Below are 18,708 nucleotides of genomic sequence, written 5' to 3' on the forward strand. Positions count from 1 at the left end.
CTCAGACGCTAGAGGGAGGCAGCGGCAGCGGCAGCCCGGGTAGGCCATCCAGGCTCGTCGCTATGTGCTCCTTCTTGGCGAAGTAGGCGCTGAGCGAGGCGTCGTCCTCCCGCGCGAAGCGCTTGCCGTGCAGGTCACGGTCCTCGTCGTACGTCATGAAGGGCACCGCGTAGCCGCAGGAGTCGCGCACGAGGTCGGCCCGTACGACGATGATCGCGCGCAGGCCGTGCATGGTCGGGTCGATGTCGGGGAAGTGCGCGAGCAGATCGGGGAAGCGCGGGTCGTCACGGAAGACGGGCTCGCCGCGGCCGTGTACGCGGACGATGTTCGGCGGGCCTTGGAAGGCACACCACATGAGGGTGATGCGGCCGTTCTCGCGCAGATGGGCGATGGTCTCGGCGTTGCTGCCGGCGAAGTCCAGGTAGGCGACGGTCAGCTCGTCGATCACCGCGAAGGAGCCCTTGAGGCCCTTGGGGGAGAGGTTGACCGTGCCGTCGGCGGAGAGGGGAGCGGTCGCCGTGAAGAAGACGGGCTGGGCCTCGATGAATGTACGCAGGCGGCCGTCGATGCGCTCATAGGTCTTTCCCATGTCAAACGATTGTCCGGGAAAACCTTTCGGCTGTCTAACGATTTGCCGTGCTGTCGGCGGACGCATGATCCGTCAGACGGGCGGTCCGTCAGACGGGCGGTCCGCCGGACGAACGGTCCGCCGGACGAACGGTCCGCCGGACGAACGGTCCGCCGGACGAACGGTCCGCCGGACGAACGGTCCGGCGGATGCCCGGTCCGGCAGACGTGCGGTCTGGCAGACCCGCGGTCGTGGTTCCGGCGGAACCACGCCGTGGCCGCCCCGGCCGGCGCGCGGGGCGGCCACGGCAGCCTTGTTACTGGTTCAGCTCGCAGGCGGCGAGGGCTTCGAGGCCCTCGGGCTTCTCGGCGGCGCGGCCGATGGCGGTCTCGATGCGGTTGAGGGCGGCGACGCGCTTGTCCTCGAGGGGGCCGAGGATGGCGTTCTGGACGAAGTTGGCGCCGCCCTGGCCGACGGTGTCGACGAGTCGCTGGTTGGCTTCCTGGATCTGGGTGTCGAGGAGCGCGAGGTTGCTGTCGACCTCGGCCTGAGCGGAGGCGGGGATCTCCGGCAGCGAGCCCTCCACCGCCGGGCAGCTGATCGTGCCCGCGGCACCAGCGCCTGCTGCGTCGCCGGCGTCCGCGGCACCGCCACCCGCGGCGTCGCCCGCGTCAGCGGCACCGCCGGCGTTTCCGGCGTCACCCGCCTCCCCCGCGGCGGCACCGCCGGCCGCGTCACCTGCCGCCCCGCCCGGCTCGGCCGCAGCGTCCCCGCCGGCTCCCGCATCCTCGCCGGCCGCCGCGCCCCCGGCGGCGTCGAGGGTGCAGGCGGCGAGGGCTTCGAGGCCCTCGGGCTTCTCGGCGGCGCGGCCGATGGCGGTCTCGATGCGGTTGAGGGCGGCGACGCGCTTGTCCTCGAGGGGGCCGAGGATGGCGTTCTGGACGAAGTTGGCGCCGCCCTGGCCGACGGTGTCGACGAGTCGCTGGTTGGCTTCCTGGATCTGGGTGTCGAGGAGCGCGAGGTTGCTGTCGACCTCGGCCTGAGCGGAGGCGGGGATCTCCGGCAGGGAGCCCTCCACGGCCGGGCAGCTGATCGTGCCGGGTGCGGCGTTGGCCGACGCGCCGTCATTGCTCTGGGACGTCTCCCCGGCCAAGGCGGACCCGGCGATCACCGCCCCTGACAACACCACAGCGGCGGCGCCGCCGATCATGAAGACGCGGCGCTTGTGGTACTTCGGAAGAGCCCTGGACATGCGGATGCCTCACTCGGGGTCGGGGGGTGGGGGCCGTCCGTCGGTCAGCGGAAACGGCCCGGTCCTCTGGTTCCTCTGCTTACAAACGCGGCGCCTGCGTTCGGGGAGAGGTACGAGAAAGCGCATTCCATCGTTCAACGGCTTCCGAAGTTTCGTTCAACTTCTTTCGGGCCGGCCGTGCCCGACGCCGCGGATGTGCGCGAATGCCCAGGTCGGCGCCCGAAAGCCCGCCCCCGGCCCGGATGTGCCCGCAGCCGCGTCACGCACCCCAGATTGACGAATCATGCAGACCTCTGCATACTCATGCACATCAGCGATGTGGCATGACGACTGCAGCAGGAGGAGAAACCCGTGACCGAGCGCGTCGTACTCGCCTACTCGGGCGGTCTGGACACCTCCGTCGCCATCGGCTGGATCGCCGAGGAGACGGGCGCCGAGGTCATCGCCGTCGCGGTCGACGTCGGCCAGGGCGGCGAGGACCTGGACGTCATCCGCAAGCGCGCGCTCGCCTGCGGTGCCGTCGAGGCCGAGGTCGCGGACGCCCGGGACGAGTTCGCCGAGGAGTACTGCCTCCCGGCGATCAAGGCCAACGCCCTCTACATGGACCGTTACCCGCTGGTCTCCGCGCTTTCCCGGCCGACGATCGTCAAGCACCTCGTCGCCGCCGCCAGGAAGCACGGCGCCGCCACCGTCGCCCACGGCTGCACCGGCAAGGGCAACGACCAGGTCCGCTTCGAGGCCGGCATCGTCGCCCTCGCCCCCGACCTCAAGTGCATCGCCCCCGTCCGTGACTACGCGATGACGCGCGACAAGGCGATCGCGTTCTGCGAGGAGAAGAAGCTCCCGATCGCGACCACCAAGAAGTCCCCGTACTCCATCGACCAGAACGTCTTCGGACGCGCCGTCGAGACGGGTTTCCTGGAGGACATCTGGAACGGCCCGATCGAGGACATCTACGAGTACACGCAGAACCCCGCCACGCCACGCGAGGCCGACGAGGTCATCATCTCCTTCAAGGCGGGTGTCCCTGTCGCGATCGACGGCAGGCCCGTCACCGTCCTCCAGGCCATCCAGCAGCTCAACGAACGCGCGGGCGCCCAGGGCATCGGCCGGATCGACATGGTCGAGGACCGCCTGGTCGGCATCAAGTCCCGTGAGGTGTACGAGGCTCCGGGCGCCATCGCCCTGATCACCGCCCACCAGGAGCTGGAGAACGTCACCGTCGAGCGCGAACTCGCCCGCTACAAGCGGCAGGTCGAGCGGCGCTGGGGCGAACTCGTCTACGACGGCCAGTGGTTCTCCCCGCTCAAGCGCGCCCTGGACGGCTTCATCAACGAGGCCAACCAGCAGGTCGACGGCGACATCCGGATGACCCTCCACGGCGGCCGAGCCGTCGTCACCGGCCGGCGCTCCGAGTCCTCGCTCTACGACTTCAGCCTCGCCACCTACGACACCGGCGACACGTTCGACCAGTCCGCGGCCAAGGGCTTCATCGACATCTACAGCCTGTCGTCGAAGATCGCGGCGCGGCGTGATCTTGCAGGCGGAGCCTGACGCGGACCTGGCGTAGGACCCGTACCGGTCAGGGGGCCTGAGGGCACCCGACACGCACTAGCCTGACAACCGCCTCCTCACTCACGCCGTGAGGAGGCGGCGGCACATCCACACCCTTCGAGGAGCAACGCAAGTGAGCAGCAACAGCGGTGACGTACGGCTCTGGGGCGGCCGTTTCGCCGACGGTCCCGCCGAGGCCCTGGCCAGGCTGTCCGCCTCCGTCCACTTCGACTGGCGGCTCGCGCCGTACGACATCGCCGGTTCGCGTGCCCACGCGCGCGTGCTGCACAAGGCGGGCCTGCTCACCCAGGACGAGCTGACGCGGATGATCGCCGGCCTCGACCAGCTCGAAGCGGACGTCGCCGACGGCTCCTTCGTGGGCACCATCGCCGACGAGGACGTCCACACCGCCCTGGAGCGCGGCCTGCTGGAGCGCCTCGGCGCCGACCTGGGCGGCAAGCTGCGCGCCGGCCGGTCCCGCAACGACCAGGTCGCGACCCTGTTCCGCATGTACCTGCGCGACCACGCCCGCACCGTCGGCGGTCTGATCGCCGAGCTCCAGGACGCCCTGGTCGGCCTGGCCGAGGCCCACCCGGACGTCGCCATGCCGGGCCGCACCCACCTCCAGCACGCCCAGCCGGTGCTCTTCGCCCACCATGTCCTCGCGCATGTCCAGTCGCTGTCCCGGGACGCCGAGCGGCTGCGCCAGTGGGACGAGCGGACGGCCGTGTCGCCGTACGGCTCGGGCGCTCTCGCGGGCTCCTCCCTCGGGCTCGACCCGGAGGCGGTCGCCAAGGACCTCGGCTTCGAGCACGGCAGTTCGGGCAACTCCATCGACGGCACGGCCTCCCGTGACTTCGTCGCCGAGTTCGCCTTCATCACCGCGATGATCGGCGTGAACCTCTCCCGGATCGCCGAGGAGGTCATCATCTGGAACACGAAGGAGTTCTCCTTCGTGACCCTGCACGACGCGTTCTCGACGGGCTCGTCGATCATGCCGCAGAAGAAGAACCCGGACATCGCGGAGCTGGCCCGCGGCAAGAGCGGCCGTCTCATCGGCAACCTCACGGGCCTGATGGCGACCCTCAAGGCCCTGCCCCTCGCCTACAACCGCGACCTCCAGGAGGACAAGGAGCCGGTCTTCGACTCCATCGACCAGCTGGAGGTCCTGCTCCCCGCGTTCACCGGCATGATGGCCACGCTGACCGTCCATCGCGAGCGCATGGAGGAGCTGGCCCCGGCCGGGTTCTCCCTCGCCACCGACATCGCCGAGTGGCTGGTCAAGCAGGGCGTGCCCTTCCGTGTCGCGCACGAGGTCGCCGGCGAGTGCGTCAAGGCCGCCGAGGCCGAGGGCAAGGAGCTGGACGAGCTGACCGACGACCAGTTCGCGAAGATCTCGGCCCATCTGACCCCCGAGGTCCGCTCGGTGCTCAACGTGCCGGGCGCCCTCGCCTCCCGCAACGGACGCGGCGGGACGGCCCCCAGTGCGGTCGCCGTCCAGCTCGCCGAGGTCAAGGCGGACGTGGCGGCGCAGCACGCGTGGGCGACAGCCAAGGCCAAGCCGTAGGGGCGCGGGGCTGTGACAATGTGCGGCTCCGCCGCGTGGGCGCGACAAGCCACGACGGAGCCGCACCCGCCAGAGCCCGTGCGAACCAGGTTCTGAGGCGGGAGCCGAAAGGTCCACGCGGGTTACGTTGGTCGGTAGCCGTATGGAGCCGACCGAACGGAGCCCGCGATGCCCTTCGCCCGACTGGCCTCAACAACGACCCCCACCTGCCACATCGGACTAGGTCTCGCCGCCGTCGGCCGCCCCGGCTACATCAACCTCGGGCGGGAGGAGGACCTCCCGGCCGAACGCACCGTCGACGCGCTGCGCGCCCGCAGCCACGAACTCCTCGACGCCGCCTACGCCCAGGGCGTCCGCTACTTCGACGTGGCCCGCTCCTACGGCCGCGCGGAGGAGTTCCTCGCCGGCTGGCTGACGGCCCGCCCTGACGTCGACGACGTCGTGATCGGCAGCAAGTGGGGCTACACCTACACCGCGGACTGGCGCACCGACGCGGAGAAGCACGAGGTCAAGGACCACAGCGTCCAGACGTACGAGCGGCAGCGCGCCGAGAGCGCCGCACTTCTCGGTGACCGGCTCGACCTGTACCAGATCCACTCGGTGACCCCGGACAGCCCGGCCCTCACCGACAAGGAGCTCCACGCCAGGCTGGCCGAGGCCGCGGCCCAGGGCCTCACGGTCGGCTTCTCCACCAGCGGGCCCGCCCAGGCCGAGGCGATCCGCGCCGCACTCGCCGTGACCGTCGAGGGCGAGCCCCTCTTCCGCACCGTGCAGTCCACCTACAACGCCCTGGAGACCTCGGCCGCCCCGGCGCTCGCCGAGGCGCACGAGGCCGGGCTCACCGTGATCGTCAAGGAGGGCATGGCCAACGGGCGCCTCGCCGGACCGCACGCCCCCGAGGCGGTCAGGGCCGTCGCCGAACAGGCCGGACTGGGCGCCGACGCGGTCGCCCTCGCCTTCGTGCTGCGCCGGCCGTGGGCGGGTGTCGTGCTGTCCGGCGCGGCGACCGCCGTCCAGCTCGCCTCCAACCTGCACGCCGCCGTGGTCGACCTCGACGACGACCAGTTGACCCGCCTCGCCGCACTCACGGAGGAACCGGCCGTGTACTGGGAGCGGCGCGGCCGGCTGCCCTGGCACTGAGGCCGACCCGCCCGGAGGGCCATGAGACGGCCATGCTCGTGATGAGACACTGATGTCTCATGTGGGTTATGGTTGTCTCATGGCCCTCGATCGTGACCACGTGCTGCGCAGCGCCGCCGCCCTGCTGACCCGGAAATCCACCGCCACCATGGACGAGGTCGCCAAGGCGGCCGGGATCAGCCGGGCCACGCTGCACCGGCACTTCGCCGGGCGCGACGCCCTCGTCCGGGCGCTGGAGTCGCTCGGCATCGAGGAGTGCGAGTCCGCCCTGGACGCGGCCCGCCTCGACGAGGGACCGGCGACCGACGCCGTACGGCGCCTCGTCCGGGAGCTCGAACCCGCCGCCGGGCTGCTCGCCTTCCTCTACGGCGAGAACCAGCTGTTCGAGGGCGAGAGCCAGAACGAGGGCTGGGCCCGGCTCGACGCCCGGATCGCCGCGCTGTTCCGGCGCGGCCAGGAGAGCGGCGAGTTCCGTATCGACCTCACCCCCGCCTGGCTCACCGAGGCCCTGTACGGGCTCATCGCCTCCGCCGCCTGGGCCGTACTCGACGGCCGGGTGGCCGGCAAGGACTTCCAGTTCATGATCGTCGAGCTGCTGCTCGGCGGCGCACTACGGAGGGAGGAACCATGACCAGCGCCCTGCGGGGGGCGGCCACGAACGAGGTGGTGAAGCGCCCGGGCCGCTGGCTCGCGCTCGGCGTCCTCGTGCTCGCCGTGCTGCTCGTGGCCGTCGACGCCACCGTCCTCGGTCTCGCCACGCCGTACATCAGCGAGGACCTGAAGCCCTCGGGCACCCAGCTGCTGTGGATCGGCGACGTCTACTCGTTCGTGATCGCGGGCCTGCTCGTCTCCATGGGCAGTCTCGGCGACCGCATCGGCCGCAAGAGGCTGCTGCTGATCGGCGCCACGGCCTTCGGCGCGGTATCCGTGCTCAACGCCTACGCGACGACACCGGAGTTGATGATCCTGGCGCGGGCGCTGCTCGGTGTCGCGGGCGCGACCCTGATGCCCGCCACGCTCGCCCTGATCCGCAACCTCTTCCACGACCCGCGCGAACGCAGCCTCGCCGTCGGCGTCTGGGGCGCCACCGCCTCCGCCGGCGCGGCGGTCGGCCCGGTCGTCGGAGGCTTCCTGCTCGAACACTTCTGGTGGGGCTCGGTCTTCCTGATCAACCTTCCGGTGATGGCCGTTCTCGTCGTCGTCGGCGCCAGGCTGCTGCCCGAGTCGCGCGATCCGGCTCCCGGACCCTGGGACCTGACCAGCGTCGCGCTGTCGCTCGTCGGCATGATCGGCGTCGTCTACGCGGTGAAGGAGCTCGCGGCCCACGGCCCGTCACCGGACGCGCTGGGTGCCGCCGCGCTCGGCGCGGGCGCCCTCTACTGGTTCGTCCGGCGCCAACTCGCGCTGCCCACACCGCTGCTGGACATGCGGCTGTTCGCCAACCGCGGGTTCTCCGGAGCCGTGCTCGCCGATCTGCTGAGCGTCCTCGGCCTGTCCGGGCTGGTGTTCTTCCTGTCGCAGTATCTGCAACTCGTCCAGGGCATGCGCCCGTTCGAGGCGGGGCTCGCCGAACTGCCCGCCGCCGTCGGCGCGGTGGTGGCCGGACTGGTCGCGGGCTCCTGCGCCCGGAGGTTCTCCGTACGGTCCGTGGTCACGGGCGGACTCGCGGCGGTCGGACTGGCGCTCGCCGTACTCACCCTCCTCGACCGGTCCACCGGCTACCCGCTGATCGGTACCGCGCTGCTGGTGGTCGGCCTCGGGGCGGGCTTCTCGTTCACCGTGACCGCCGACGTGATCCTCTCCAGCGTGCCCAGGGAACAGTCGGGCGCCGCGTCCGCGGTGTCGGAGACCGCGTACGAGCTGGGCGCGGCCCTGGGCATCGCCCTGCTCGGCTCGATCGTCACCGGTGTGTACCGGGGCTTCCCGGCCCCGGCGGGCACCCCGGCCGCGGCGCACGAGTCCCTCGGCGGTGCCGTCGAGGTGGCGTCGGCCCTGCCCGCGGACAGCGCGCACGCGCTCATGGCGGCGGCCCGCGAGGCCTTCGTCGACGGTCTCGCCCTCGCGGCGGGCAGCGGCGCGGCGGTGCTGCTGGCAGCGTCGGTGGCGTCCTGGTTCCTGCTGCGCGGGCAACGGCTGGAGGACGGGGCCGAGCACCCCTGAGGGAGGGGGGTGTGCCTCTGTCAGGGGCGCACCCTTGAGGGAGGGGGATGAACGCCCCGCCCCCCACGTTCTCGGCTTCGCTCGAACAGGGGGACCCCCATCGCGGCGGAGCCGCACAAGGGGAACCCCTTCGAGGCGTCTCGCCACCGTCGGCAGCCAGTGGATCGTCGTGGGGCGACGGAGCGACCAGCCACAACGAACCCGCAGTCGACGAACGACCTGCAGTCTCCTGTCCAGCGGAGCGTCAGGCGGCCTCTTTGGCCTTCGTCGCGTACATGTCCACGTACTCCTGTCCCGACAGCCGCATGACCTCGGCCATCACGGAGTCGGTCACCGCGCGCAGCACATACCGGTCGCGGTCCATCCCCTCGTACCGAGAGAACTCCATCGCCTCACCGAACCGCACCGTGACCCGCCGGGGCCGCGGCAACCCCGCACCCCCGGGTTGAATCTTGTCCGTGCCGATCATCGCGAACGGCACCACCGGCGCACCGGTCATCAGCGTGAGGCGAGCGATGCCCGTACGCCCGCGGTACAGGCGCCCGTCGGGCGAGCGCGTGCCCTCCGGGTAGATGCCGAACATCCGGCCGTCCTCCAGCACGCGTCGTCCGGTCATCAGCGCCGCGACACCGCCCCGGCCGCCGTCGCGGTCGACGGGGATCATGCCGACGCCGGTGAAGAACCAGGCCATCAGCCGGCCCTTGAACCCCTTGCCGGTGACGTACTCGTCCTTGCCGATGAAGAACACCTGCCGGTGGCACACCAGCGGAAGGATCATCGAGTCGATGAACGTGAGGTGGTTGCCGGCGAGGATCACCGGGCCGTCCCCCGGGATGTGCTCCGCACCCTCCACCCGTGGGCGGAACATCAGACGCATGATCGGTCCGAGCACTGCCTTGATGAGCGCGAAGCGGGACAACGGGCCCTCCGGTGTCAAGGGGTTCGATAGGAGTCTGTGCAGGTGAGGACGATACTCGCGGTTCCCGGGGTCTCGCACATCGGGTTCACGGACTGGATACGTACTGTTGACGTAGTTTTACCTGCGGTTGCGTCCCGATGAGCGTTTCCACGGCGGGGCCGTTCGTGTGACGGATATCGCGCCGCGCTCTCCGCCGGGTACCCCCGGCCGCCCCGCCCAAGCCGGCGGAGCGTCAACTCATCTGTCCCGCAAGGCATCCGGACGACATCCAGCGTCATCCGGGTGTTCTGTCACGGGTCTCCCGTACGTCATCTCGCGCCACCTACGATCGTCCCGCTTTGACAGGTGCAGGGCGTCTTGTGAAGGAGTGCCGTTATGGGGACGCAGGAGTCGTACGAGCAGCAGGACCGGGGGACGGGGCGGCGGGCGCTGCTCGGGGCCGCGGTGCTCGGTGCGGGCGGAGCGGTTCTCGGGCTGGCCGGCACGGCGGGAGCCGCCGACGCCCGGCCGACGAGCGGTGGGCTGAAGAGCCTGCCCGTGCCGACGATCATCGGCCACCGCGGGGCCAGCGGCTACCGGCCCGAGCACACGTTCGGCTCCTACCAGCTGGCCCTCGACATGGGCGCCGACATCGTCGAGGCCGGTGACCTGGTGCCCACCAAGGACGGTCACCTGGTCTGCCGCCACGAGCCGGAGATCGGCGGCACCACGGACGTCGCGAGCCGCCCCGAGTTCGCCGGCCGCAAGGCCACGAAGATGCTGGACGGCGTCTCCACCACCGGCTGGTTCACCGAGGACTTCACGCTCGCCGAGCTGAAGACGCTGCGCGCCGTCGAGCGCATCCCGGCCAACCGCCCGCACAGCACTCTGTACAACGGCCGCTGGGAGATCCCCACCTTCGAAGAGGTCCTGAAGTGGCAGGACGAGCAGACCCGTAAGCGCGGCAAGCAGGTCTGGATCTACCCCGAGCTCAAGCACCCCACCTACTTCCGGGAGCTCGGCCTGGGTCTGGAGGAGCGGGTCGCCAAGCTGCTGCGCAAGTACGGCAAGGACAGGCGGAACTCGCCGGTCATCCTGCAGTCCTTCGAGCCGACCAGCGTCCAGCGCCTGAACAAGCTCGTCGACAACCCCCTGGTCGTCCTGCTCTCCGGTGCGAACACCCGCCCCTGGGACTTCGTCGCGACGGGCGACCCGCGCACGGTCGCCGACCTGATCAAGCCCCAGGGCCTGCGGGAGATCGCCGGCTACGCCCAGGGCATCGGCCCGACGCTCGACCTGGTCATCCCGAAGGACGCGAGCGGCAACCTCGGCACGCCCACCACGCTCGTCGCCGACGCCCACAAGGTGGGCCTGGTCCTGCACCCGTACACGATGCGCAACGAGAACCCGTTCCTCCCGGCGAACTTCCGCAAGGGAACGGACGCGGACGCCTACGGCGACGCCTTCGGCGCCTTCAAGGCGTACTTCGCCACGGGCATCGACGGCGTCTTCACCGACAATCCGGACACCGGTCTCCTGGCCCGCGAGGACTTCGTCAACGGCTGAGCCGCAGGCCCCGTTGGGGTGACAGACGGCCGCTCGGGCAACCCTGGCCCGGGCGGCCGTCGTCGTGCCGGTTGTGACACACGATCTGGTTGCCGTCCTGCGCCCGCTGCTCACCGCCGAGGCCTCGGCCGAGGCGCACGCCTCCGGAGCCGAGCCGGGCGACCTGGAACAGGCGGTCTGGCTCCGTCTCCTGGAGCGCCTCGACGCGGAGGGGCCACCCGAGGACCCGCAGCGGTGGCTGCGCCGGGCCGTCCGCTCCGAGGTACGCCGCACCCGTCGTACGACCCGCAGGGAACGGCGGTACGACGAGTGCGACGAGCCCACCGACGACCGCGACCACGGCCCCGAGCAACTGGCCCTCACCGCCGCCCGCCGCCGGGCGCTTCACGCAGCGGTGCGCCGGCTGCCGGGGCGTTGTCCCCGGCTGCTCGCGGCGCTCCTGTCTCCCCAGGACCTTACGTACCGTGAGATCGCGGGTGAGTTGGGTATCTCACAGGGGAGTCTTGGGCCGGAACGTTCCAGATGTCTGGGATGTCTGCGTCGTTTGCTCGCTGCGGAGGTTGCGGCCCGCGAACCGCGGGGATAGGAGTGGGGGACAACAGGCGACAGGTGAGCGGGAGGCGTGCACACATGGGCATGAGCGTGACCATCTCCGTGGCGACCGAGCAGGATGCCGAGCAGATCTTCAGGCTGCAGTACCTGTGCTTCCAGAGTGAGGCCGCGCTGTACGGCAACTACCGCATCGAGCCGCTCGTCCAGCCTCTCGAATCGGTCCGTGAAGCGGTCGCCGCGGACTGCGTGTTCGTGGCCCGGCTGGGTGACGAGGTGGTCGGCTCCGTCCACGGCTGCATCGACGAGGACGGCGCCGCGTCCATCGGCAAGCTCTGCGTCCACCCGCGCCTCCAGGGCCACGGGATAGGCGCCCGGCTCCTCCGCGCGGCAGAATCCGCCCTCGCCGAGGAGCGCGGCGCCACGAGGTTCCGCCTCCACACGGGCCACCGCAGCGAGGGAAACCTGCGGCTGTACCGACGGGTGGGCTACGAGACGGTGGGCACGTCGAAGGGCAAGGACGGGGTCCCGATGATCGTCCTGGAGAAGACGGCCCCGGCGGGGCGGTACGCGGCGACGGCGTAAGGTCGCCGCCTCCTACCGCGCTCCCTTCCGCAACCAGTACACGGCGGAAAGCGGCAGCAGCACGGGAATGAACAGGTATCCCATCCCGTAGTCCGACCACACGGTCGCGTCCGGGAACGCGGACGGCTCCACCAGCGTCCACGTCCCCACGACCAGCACGCCCAACAGCTCGGCGGCGCAGCACACGAGTGCCGCCTTGCGGGCGGTCTCCCCGCCCCGCACCAGTGAGTACGTGATGAACCCGTACACCAGGCCGGCCACCGCGGACAGCGAGTACGCGAGGGGCGCGTGCTCGAACTCCGTGGAGATCTGCACCGCGGAGCGCGACACCGCACCGACGACCATCACGCCGTACAGCCAGACCAGCAGCATGCCCGGCCCCTTGATGAGCCGGGCTCGCCGCGTTCGCTCCCCGGCCTCCTCGGAGGTCGCCATCTCAGCCTCCCCAGATGTCGTAGAGCCGTACTTGGAGCACGGCGAGCACCACACCGCCGGCCGCGACGGTCACGCTGCCCCAGCGCGTGCGTTCGGCGAGTGACATGAAACCGGCCACCGGAACGCAGGCCAGCGCCCCGAGCAGATACGCCACGAAGATCGTGGTGCCCTGGTCCGGCTTCTCGCCGCGGGCCAACTGCACGATCCCGACCACCAGCTGCACCACGGCCAGCACCGACACCACGGCCATCCCGATGAAGTGCCAGTCCTTGGTCGGCTGGTCGCGATACGCGGCCCAGCCGCACCAGGCAGCGAGCAGCAGCGCGGCAACGGCGGTCGCCACCGTCAGGGCATCAAGCATGCCGTGACCCTATTACGGGCCAAAAGCCCTCACGCCCTCGCCCCCGGCCTCGCCGCCGCGAGGCTCGCCACCGGCGTGACCACCGTGGCGTTGACCACAACCCGGCGGCCCCCCGCGCAGCCCACCGACCCCGCGGACCAGGGACGATGGCCTGGAGCGTCCTGTCCATCACCGTCCATCATGCGGACAAGGGGTGGCATGTCAGGACCATGGGTCTGGTTTACTGATCGCATGACCACGACGAGCTGCCGCATCCCTGCGACCGAGGCGACCCTGACGCCCGGTGCTCGTTGTCTGTGTCGAATGTGCGCCTTCTAGAGGGCCCCCGCACCAGCCCTGAGACTCGCGCCCCGAAGCGAGCCGCTGCGGCATGTCCGTGCGCCGTTCGCCGTACGTGACTCAAGCCGCCCGCGCGCACCTCACCCCTCCGTGCCCGGGCACACCCACGCCCGCGCACTCGACAGTGATGGAAACCCCCAGTGATCACCACATCAGGCCTCACCAAGGTCTACCGCTCACGCGGCCGTGAGGTCACCGCCCTCGACGGCGTCGACCTGCACGTACGGGAGGGCGAGGTGTACGGCGTCATCGGACAGTCGGGCGCCGGCAAGTCCTCGCTGATCCGCTGCGTCAATCTGCTGGAACGGCCCACCGCCGGTACGGTCACCGTCGCCGGGCGGGACCTCACGGCCCTGGCCGGGCGCGGTCCGCGGGCCGGCCGGGAACTCCGCGCGGCGCGCAGCCGGATCGGCATGGTCTTCCAGCACTTCAACCTGCTGTCCTCGCGCACCGTCCAGGACAACGTGGAGCTGCCGCTGGAGATCCTCGGCAGGTCGGGGAAGGAACGTTCCCGCAAGGCGCTCGAACTCCTCGACCTCGTCGGCCTCGCCGGCCAGGCCAAGGCGTACCCGGCCCAGCTCTCCGGAGGCCAGAAGCAGCGCGTCGGCATCGCCCGCGCCCTCGCCGGCGATCCGAAGGTGCTCCTCTCCGACGAGGCGACCAGCGCCCTCGACCCGGAGACCACGCGATCCATCCTCCAGCTGCTGCGCGACCTGAACCAGCAGCTGGGCCTGACCGTCCTGCTCATCACGCACGAGATGGACGTCGTCAAGTCGGTCTGCGACTCCGCGGCCCTCATGGAGCAGGGCCGCATCGTCGAGTCCGGCACGGTCAGCGAACTCCTCGCGACCCCCGGCTCCGAACTGGCCGCGGCCCTCTTCCCGGTCGGCGGGGACACCTCCGGGGACGACGGCACCGTCATCGACGTCACCTTCCACGGCGAGGCGGCCACACAGCCCGTGATCTCGCAGCTCGCGCGCACCTACAACATCGACATCTCGATCCTCGGCGCGGCCATCGACACCGTCGCCGGAAAGCAGATCGGCCGTATGCGCGTCGAACTCCCCGGCCGCTACGAGGACAACGTCGTACCGATCGGCTTCCTGCGTGAACAGGGCCTCCAGATCGACGTCCTGGGCCGCGAACAGGAGCCCACACCGGTGAAGGAAGGTGCCACCACATGACCTGGGCAGAGTTTTCGGCCATGCAGCCCCTGCTGGAGCAGGCCTGTTGGGACACCCTCTACATGGTCGGCTGGTCCACGCTCATCGCGGTCGTCGGCGGCCTCCCGCTCGGTGTGCTGCTGGTGCTCACCGACCGCGGTGGACTCCTTCAGAACGTCGTGGCCAACAAGGTCATCGGGCAGATCGTGAACGTGACCCGCTCGCTGCCGTTCATCATCCTGATGGTCGCGCTGATGACCTTCACGCGCTGGATCACGGGGACGACCATCGGCCGTGAGGCCGCCATCGTGCCGCTCGCCATCGGGGCCATCCCCTTCTTCGCACGCCTGGTCGAGACGTCCGTCCGCGAAGTGGACCACGGGCTCGTCGAGGCCGTTCAGGCCATGGGCGGCAACACCTGGACGATCGTCCGCAAGGTCCTCGTACCGGAGTCCCTGCCCTCCTTGATCTCCGGCACCACCACCACGATCGTCGCCCTCATCGGCTACTCGGCGATGGCAGGCACGGTCGGCGCGGGCGGCCTCGGCGACATCGCCATCCGCTACGGCTACCAGCGCTTCGAGACCGAGCTGATGTGGATCACCGTGGCGATCCTCGCCGTCGTCATCTCACTCATCCAGTTCGCCGGCGACTACGCGGCCCGCGGGCTGCACCGGCGCAGCGGGCGCTCGGGCCCCGCCCCGAAGCTGCGCCTGCTCAAGGTCAAGGAGCCCGCGACCGCGGACACCGGCAAGGCCGCCTGACTCCCCCTCGGACTCCCCGTTCACCCGTCACGGGGCCGTACCACCCCAAAAGGAAAGGCACTTTTCGTGCGTAACACCGCCAAGCTCGCCACCGCCGTCGTCGCCGCCGGAGCCCTCACCCTCGGGCTCACCGCCTGCGGCGCGGACAAGGACTCCGGCTCCGCCGACGGCCCGCTGATCGTCGCCGCGAGTCCCACCCCGCACGCCGAGATCCTCAACTACGTCAAGGACAACCTGGCGAAGAAGGCGGGCCTCGACCTGGAGGTCAAGGAGTTCACCGACTACGTCACGCCGAACACGGCGACGGAGGACGGCTCCGTCGGCGCCAACTACTTCCAGAACCAGCCGTACCTCGACGACTTCAACAAGAAGAACGGCACCCACATCGCGCCCGTCGTCACGGTCCACCTGGAGCCCCTCGGCCTCTACTCGAACAAGGTCGAGAAGGTCGGCGCCCTCAAGAGCGGTGCGACCATCGCTGTCCCGAACGACACCGTCAACGAGGCGCGCGCCCTGAAGCTGCTCGCCGCGAACGGTCTCATCACCCTCAAGGACGGCGCGGACAACTCGGCGACCCCCGCGGACATCGCCGAGAACCCCGAGAACCTCAAGTTCAAGGAGCTGGAGGCGGCCCAGACCCCCCGCTCCCTGGACGACGTGGACGCCGCCGTCGTCAACGGCAACTACGCCATCGAGGCCGACCTGAAGCCCGCCGAGGACGCGCTCGTCCTGGAGTCCCCGAAGAACAACCCCTACGGCAACTTCCTCGCCGTCAAGGAGGGCAACGAGAAGGACCCGCGCGTCACGAAGCTCGCCAAGCTGCTCACCTCCCCCGAGGTGAAGAAGTTCATCGAGGACAAGTACGCCGGTTCGGTCCTTCCGTCGTTCTGAGTCACCCGTCACCTCCGGCACACGCACCACGTCACCGCACGGGGTCCGCTCCTCACCAGGAGTGGACCCCGCGCGTGCGGTTCAGTGCTTTCATGCTGCATGCTGGGCAGTTCAGCAGGCCCGAAGGTTTCCGAAGGTTACGGAGCGGCGCATGACTACCACCTTCCCCGACATCTCCATCAGCACGGAGCGGTTGGTGCTGCGCCCCTTCGACGAGGACGACGTCCCGGCCCTGGCCGAGATGATGAACGACGAGCAGGTCATGGCCTGGACGGACGTCCCCCAGCCCTTCACCGAGGACGGCGCCCGCACCTGGATCACCGAGTACGCACCCGGTGAACGCACCGGAGGCCGCGGACTCGACCTCGCCGTCACCGAGTTCCTGACCCAGCGACTGGTCGGCCTCATCCAGTTGACCAAGACCAACTGGCACGTGCGGTCCACCGAACTCCTGTACGTCATCGCCCCCTGGGCGCGGGGCGAGGGCTACGCCTCCGAAGCGGCGCTGGCCACCGCCCGATGGCTGTTCCGGGACCAGAAGTTCGAGCGCATCGAGCTCCGTACGGCCGCCGACAACACCGCCTCCCAGCAGGTCGCCCAGAAGATCGGCTGCATCAGCGAGGGCGTCCTGCGCAACGCGTGCATAGCGCGTACCCGCACCGAGGAGGGCTGGGCCGAGATCCGCACCGACTACATCGTCTGGAGCCTCCTCCCCGAGGACCTCGAAGGCGTCAGCGAGGAACTGGCCGACTCCGGAGGCTTCACCTCGTACTCGAACTGGAACTGACCCCTCGGCCCCCCTGTCGACCCCCTGGGCATCGCCCGCCACGGCACGACGACGGCCCCACGCGCCACCGCCGGCGCGACGCGCTCGGGCTCTCCCGGCCAGGCCCGTCCGGTACTCCCCGGCTCGATGACGTACGGCGGCCACGGCAGTCCCGGCCCCCTGCCGTACGACCGGCGCGGCGCCCCCGGGCCCGACCAGGTACCCTCACGGAGCCCGTTGTCCGGGCTGCCCCTGACGACCTGCGCGAACCCTGGAGACTGACGACGATGGCCGACCGGGTCACGGTGATCGGCTGGGACGGCTCGCCGCTGACCGCCGCGGCGCGCTCCGCCCTCGGTGCCGCCACGCTCGTGGCCGGCGCGGCCCACCACCTGGCGCTCGACGAAGTGCCCCCGCATGCCGAGCGCATCCGCCTCGGCAGCGTCGCCCTCGCCGCCCGCCGTATCGCAGGCCACCGCGGCACCGCTGTCGTCCTCGCCGACGGGGACCCCGGCTTCTTCGGAGTCGTCCGCACCCTGCGGGCGCCCGAGTACGGCCTGGAGGTCGAAGTCGTCCCCGCCGTCTCGTCCGTCGCCGCAGCCTTCGCGCGCGCGGGGATGCCTTGGGACGACGCACAGGTGGTCGTGGCACACCGGCGTACCCTGCGCCGCGCGGTGAATGTATGCCGCGCCCACACCAAGGTCGCCGTGCTCACCTCGCCCGGTGCTGGACCCGCCGAACTCGGCCTGCTCCTCGACGGAATCCACCGCACCTTCGTCATCTGCGAGGAACTCGGCACCGAACGCGAACGGGTCACCATCCTGTCCTCCGACAAGGCGGCCGACCACACCTGGCGCGACCCCAACGTCGTCATCGTCATGGGCGGCCCGGTCACCGCCGGCGAGGGCGGCGGCTGGATCGCCGGACGCGACCCCGCTGCCGGACCGCGCGGCTGGGCGTTGCCCGCCGACGAGTACGGCGGCGAACTGGGCGAGGGCGAGACCGATCTGCTGCGCGCGGCCCAACTCGCCCGCCTCGGCCCGCGCGTGGGCGACCTCGTGTGGGACATCGGCTGCGGCAGCGGCGCTTTCGCGACCGAGGCCGCACGCTGCGGCGCCGCCGTCATCGCCGTCGACCGCACCCCCTACGCCTGCGGCCGCACGACCCTCGCGGCACGGCGCTTCGGCGTCCAACTCCAAGTGGTGCACGGCACCGCGCCGCACATTCTGGAGAACCTCCCCGAACCCGACGTCGTCCGCGTCGGCGGCGGCGGAGCGCGCGTGGTCTCCGCCGTCGCCGACCGCCGCCCGCAGCGCATCGTCACGCACGCGGCCACCCGCGACGCCGCCGAACTCATCGGCAGGGACCTCACCGAGCACGGATACGACGTCCAGTGCGCCCTCGTGCAGTCCGTCGAACTCGACACGCGGGCCTGGGCGGAGAAGGAACGGAGCGTTGCGTTCCTGCTCACAGGGGAACTCGCGCGGCGCGAAACCCCTCGCTGAGGAGTGGCGTCGGGCGGCGAACGGGCGGCCGTCCGGACGTTCCCAGTGATCCTGTTGTCGTACCGGCGAGGTAGGCTGGCGGATCGTTGTACTGCACTCGGGCGGTAGGTGCTTCGTAGCCCAATGTCCGGAAAGCGCGCCCGGTTTGGGGCGGGTCGTGGTACGGCGGAACGGGAGGGCGCGCAACGTGGCGCAGGCCACAGCGGGCCATTGCGGATCAAGCTGCCGCGACGGCGGGACGACCGCGACAATGCCATGTGGAATGGCTTTGTCGACTTGCGGGCGGATCGTCTCGTGCCGCTGAGCACGCACGCTCGTTCTCCACTGTGGGGCGGTCGGTGCGCCGTTCCGAGCCAGCTGGCGAAGAGCACTAACGGATGGGCGAGGGGTTACGCATGACCGACACCGGCCAGGTCCCGGCCGAGGGGCTGCCGGAGAACGCAGGCATGGTGGAGCAGCCGGGCGTCCACGCGCCGGGTGCGTACACCTACCTCTCCGAGACCGCCGCCGTGGACGAAGAGCTGCTGCTGCCGGGCGCCCAGGGTGCGTGGGGCCACGAAGCGACCCCACCGGCCCCTGAGTCCGTCGTCCAGGTCGTCCACGAGCCGGGCCCGCACGAGACGGACGGCCGGGACACCGGTGCCG

19 protein-coding genes are annotated in these 18,708 nt (G+C 70.6%); 13 read left to right on the plus strand and 6 right to left on the minus strand.

Annotated elements, in window-relative coordinates; genetic code table 11:
• Position 1: 1 nt before the first annotated feature.
• Together E0500_RS35640 and E0500_RS35645 are read right to left on the minus strand one after the other, a co-directional pair.
• A complete protein-coding gene (locus E0500_RS35640; protein WP_131571452.1) occupies positions 2–589 on the minus strand; it encodes a pyridoxamine 5'-phosphate oxidase family protein in 588 nt (195 codons plus the stop codon).
• A gap of 295 nt (positions 590–884) precedes the next feature.
• Positions 885–1,820, minus strand: coding sequence for a hypothetical protein (locus E0500_RS35645; protein ID WP_181587344.1), 936 nt, complete (start codon positions 1,818–1,820; stop codon positions 885–887).
• 351 nt (positions 1,821–2,171) lie between these two features.
• On the opposite strand from E0500_RS35645, the gene E0500_RS35650 reads away from it, so the two are divergent.
• From E0500_RS35650 to E0500_RS35670, 5 genes are all read left to right on the plus strand, one after another.
• Positions 2,172–3,374, plus strand: a complete 1,203-nt coding sequence (locus E0500_RS35650; RefSeq protein WP_131568368.1) for an argininosuccinate synthase — start codon at positions 2,172–2,174, stop codon at positions 3,372–3,374.
• 133 nt (positions 3,375–3,507) lie between these two features.
• Complete coding sequence (argH, locus tag E0500_RS35655; protein WP_131568366.1) at positions 3,508–4,941, plus strand: argininosuccinate lyase; 1,434 nt, start codon at positions 3,508–3,510, stop codon at positions 4,939–4,941.
• 168 nt (positions 4,942–5,109) lie between these two features.
• The gene (locus E0500_RS35660; protein ID WP_131568364.1) at positions 5,110–6,081 is read left to right on the plus strand and encodes an aldo/keto reductase; all 972 of its coding nucleotides are present in this window, start codon (positions 5,110–5,112) and stop codon (positions 6,079–6,081) included.
• A gap of 79 nt (positions 6,082–6,160) precedes the next feature.
• Positions 6,161–6,712, plus strand: coding sequence for a TetR/AcrR family transcriptional regulator (locus E0500_RS35665; RefSeq protein WP_165935142.1), 552 nt, complete (start codon positions 6,161–6,163; stop codon positions 6,710–6,712).
• Positions 6,709–8,241: an MFS transporter gene (locus E0500_RS35670; RefSeq protein WP_131568361.1), complete on the plus strand. Its 1,533-nt coding sequence runs from the start codon at positions 6,709–6,711 to the stop codon at positions 8,239–8,241. Before E0500_RS35665 ends, E0500_RS35670 begins: the two co-directional genes overlap by 4 nt.
• Positions 8,242–8,485: 244 nt before the next feature.
• Here the strand turns inward: E0500_RS35670 and E0500_RS35675 are convergent, their stop codons facing one another.
• A complete protein-coding gene (locus E0500_RS35675) occupies positions 8,486–9,160 on the minus strand; it encodes a 1-acyl-sn-glycerol-3-phosphate acyltransferase (RefSeq protein ID WP_131568350.1) in 675 nt (224 codons plus the stop codon).
• Between the two features lie 375 nt (positions 9,161–9,535).
• Here E0500_RS35675 and E0500_RS35680 point away from each other — a divergent pair, with 375 nt between their 5' ends.
• The 3 genes from E0500_RS35680 to E0500_RS35690 all read left to right on the plus strand — a co-directional run bounded on the left by E0500_RS35680 (position 9,536) and on the right by E0500_RS35690 (position 11,839).
• Positions 9,536–10,705 (plus strand): glycerophosphodiester phosphodiesterase, encoded by a 1,170-nt coding sequence (locus E0500_RS35680; protein WP_131568348.1) that lies wholly within the window; start codon positions 9,536–9,538, stop codon positions 10,703–10,705.
• Positions 10,706–10,778: 73 nt separating this feature from the next.
• Positions 10,779–11,291, plus strand: coding sequence for an RNA polymerase sigma factor (locus E0500_RS35685; RefSeq protein ID WP_131568346.1), 513 nt, complete (start codon positions 10,779–10,781; stop codon positions 11,289–11,291).
• A gap of 44 nt (positions 11,292–11,335) precedes the next feature.
• A complete protein-coding gene (locus tag E0500_RS35690) occupies positions 11,336–11,839 on the plus strand; it encodes a GNAT family N-acetyltransferase (protein ID WP_131568344.1) in 504 nt (167 codons plus the stop codon).
• 12 nt (positions 11,840–11,851) lie between these two features.
• Here the strand turns inward: E0500_RS35690 and E0500_RS35695 are convergent, their stop codons facing one another.
• Together E0500_RS35695 and E0500_RS35700 are read right to left on the minus strand one after the other, a co-directional pair.
• Entirely contained in the window at positions 11,852–12,274 is a 423-nt protein-coding gene (locus E0500_RS35695; protein WP_131568342.1) for a hypothetical protein, read from the minus strand.
• Position 12,275: 1 nt separating this feature from the next.
• On the minus strand, positions 12,276–12,635 hold the full coding sequence (locus E0500_RS35700) for a hypothetical protein (protein ID WP_131568339.1): 360 nt from the start codon (positions 12,633–12,635) through the stop codon (positions 12,276–12,278).
• A 479-nt stretch (positions 12,636–13,114) separates the two neighbouring features.
• Between E0500_RS35700 and E0500_RS35705 the strand changes: the two genes are divergently transcribed.
• From E0500_RS35705 to cbiE, 5 genes are all read left to right on the plus strand, one after another.
• Positions 13,115–14,158 (plus strand): methionine ABC transporter ATP-binding protein, encoded by a 1,044-nt coding sequence (locus E0500_RS35705; protein ID WP_131568337.1) that lies wholly within the window; start codon positions 13,115–13,117, stop codon positions 14,156–14,158.
• Positions 14,155–14,901: a methionine ABC transporter permease gene (locus tag E0500_RS35710; RefSeq protein ID WP_131568335.1), complete on the plus strand. Its 747-nt coding sequence runs from the start codon at positions 14,155–14,157 to the stop codon at positions 14,899–14,901. The genes E0500_RS35705 and E0500_RS35710 overlap by 4 nt, the downstream gene beginning before the upstream one ends.
• Before the next feature lie 66 nt (positions 14,902–14,967).
• Positions 14,968–15,792, plus strand: coding sequence for a MetQ/NlpA family ABC transporter substrate-binding protein (locus E0500_RS35715; RefSeq protein ID WP_131568333.1), 825 nt, complete (start codon positions 14,968–14,970; stop codon positions 15,790–15,792).
• A 151-nt stretch (positions 15,793–15,943) separates the two neighbouring features.
• Positions 15,944–16,579, plus strand: a complete 636-nt coding sequence (locus E0500_RS35720) for a GNAT family N-acetyltransferase (protein ID WP_131568331.1) — start codon at positions 15,944–15,946, stop codon at positions 16,577–16,579.
• Between the two features lie 266 nt (positions 16,580–16,845).
• Positions 16,846–18,063, plus strand: coding sequence for a precorrin-6y C5,15-methyltransferase (decarboxylating) subunit CbiE (gene cbiE, locus E0500_RS35725; RefSeq protein WP_131568329.1), 1,218 nt, complete (start codon positions 16,846–16,848; stop codon positions 18,061–18,063).
• Between the two features lie 389 nt (positions 18,064–18,452).
• Here the strand turns inward: cbiE and E0500_RS44540 are convergent, their stop codons facing one another.
• Positions 18,453–18,620 (minus strand): hypothetical protein, encoded by a 168-nt coding sequence (locus E0500_RS44540; RefSeq protein ID WP_258573734.1) that lies wholly within the window; start codon positions 18,618–18,620, stop codon positions 18,453–18,455.
• Positions 18,621–18,708: the final 88 nt, after the last annotated feature.

Origin of the sequence: Streptomyces sp. KM273126, from assembly GCF_004337435.2 — a bacterium.
GTDB lineage: Bacteria > Actinomycetota > Actinomycetes > Streptomycetales > Streptomycetaceae > Streptomyces > Streptomyces acidicola.

What these genes read in the sequence shown, in the direction of transcription:
- E0500_RS35695 (WP_131568342.1), bottom strand. Translation starts at nt 12,274, where the DNA reads ATGGCGACCTCCGAGGAGGCCGGGGAGCGAACGCGGCGAGCCCGGCTC.
- cbiE (WP_131568329.1), top strand. Translation starts at nt 16,846, where the DNA reads ATGGCCGACCGGGTCACGGTGATCGGCTGGGACGGCTCGCCGCTGACC.
- E0500_RS35690 (WP_131568344.1), top strand. Translation starts at nt 11,336, where the DNA reads ATGGGCATGAGCGTGACCATCTCCGTGGCGACCGAGCAGGATGCCGAG.
- E0500_RS35710 (WP_131568335.1), top strand. Translation starts at nt 14,155, where the DNA reads ATGACCTGGGCAGAGTTTTCGGCCATGCAGCCCCTGCTGGAGCAGGCC.
- E0500_RS35720 (WP_131568331.1), top strand. Translation starts at nt 15,944, where the DNA reads ATGACTACCACCTTCCCCGACATCTCCATCAGCACGGAGCGGTTGGTG.
- E0500_RS35700 (WP_131568339.1), bottom strand. Translation starts at nt 12,635, where the DNA reads ATGCTTGATGCCCTGACGGTGGCGACCGCCGTTGCCGCGCTGCTGCTC.
- E0500_RS35680 (WP_131568348.1), top strand. Translation starts at nt 9,536, where the DNA reads ATGGGGACGCAGGAGTCGTACGAGCAGCAGGACCGGGGGACGGGGCGG.
- E0500_RS35660 (WP_131568364.1), top strand. Translation starts at nt 5,110, where the DNA reads ATGCCCTTCGCCCGACTGGCCTCAACAACGACCCCCACCTGCCACATC.
- E0500_RS35670 (WP_131568361.1), top strand. Translation starts at nt 6,709, where the DNA reads ATGACCAGCGCCCTGCGGGGGGCGGCCACGAACGAGGTGGTGAAGCGC.
- E0500_RS35640 (WP_131571452.1), bottom strand. Translation starts at nt 589, where the DNA reads ATGGGAAAGACCTATGAGCGCATCGACGGCCGCCTGCGTACATTCATC.
- E0500_RS35665 (WP_165935142.1), top strand. Translation starts at nt 6,161, where the DNA reads ATGGCCCTCGATCGTGACCACGTGCTGCGCAGCGCCGCCGCCCTGCTG.
- E0500_RS35645 (WP_181587344.1), bottom strand. Translation starts at nt 1,820, where the DNA reads ATGTCCAGGGCTCTTCCGAAGTACCACAAGCGCCGCGTCTTCATGATC.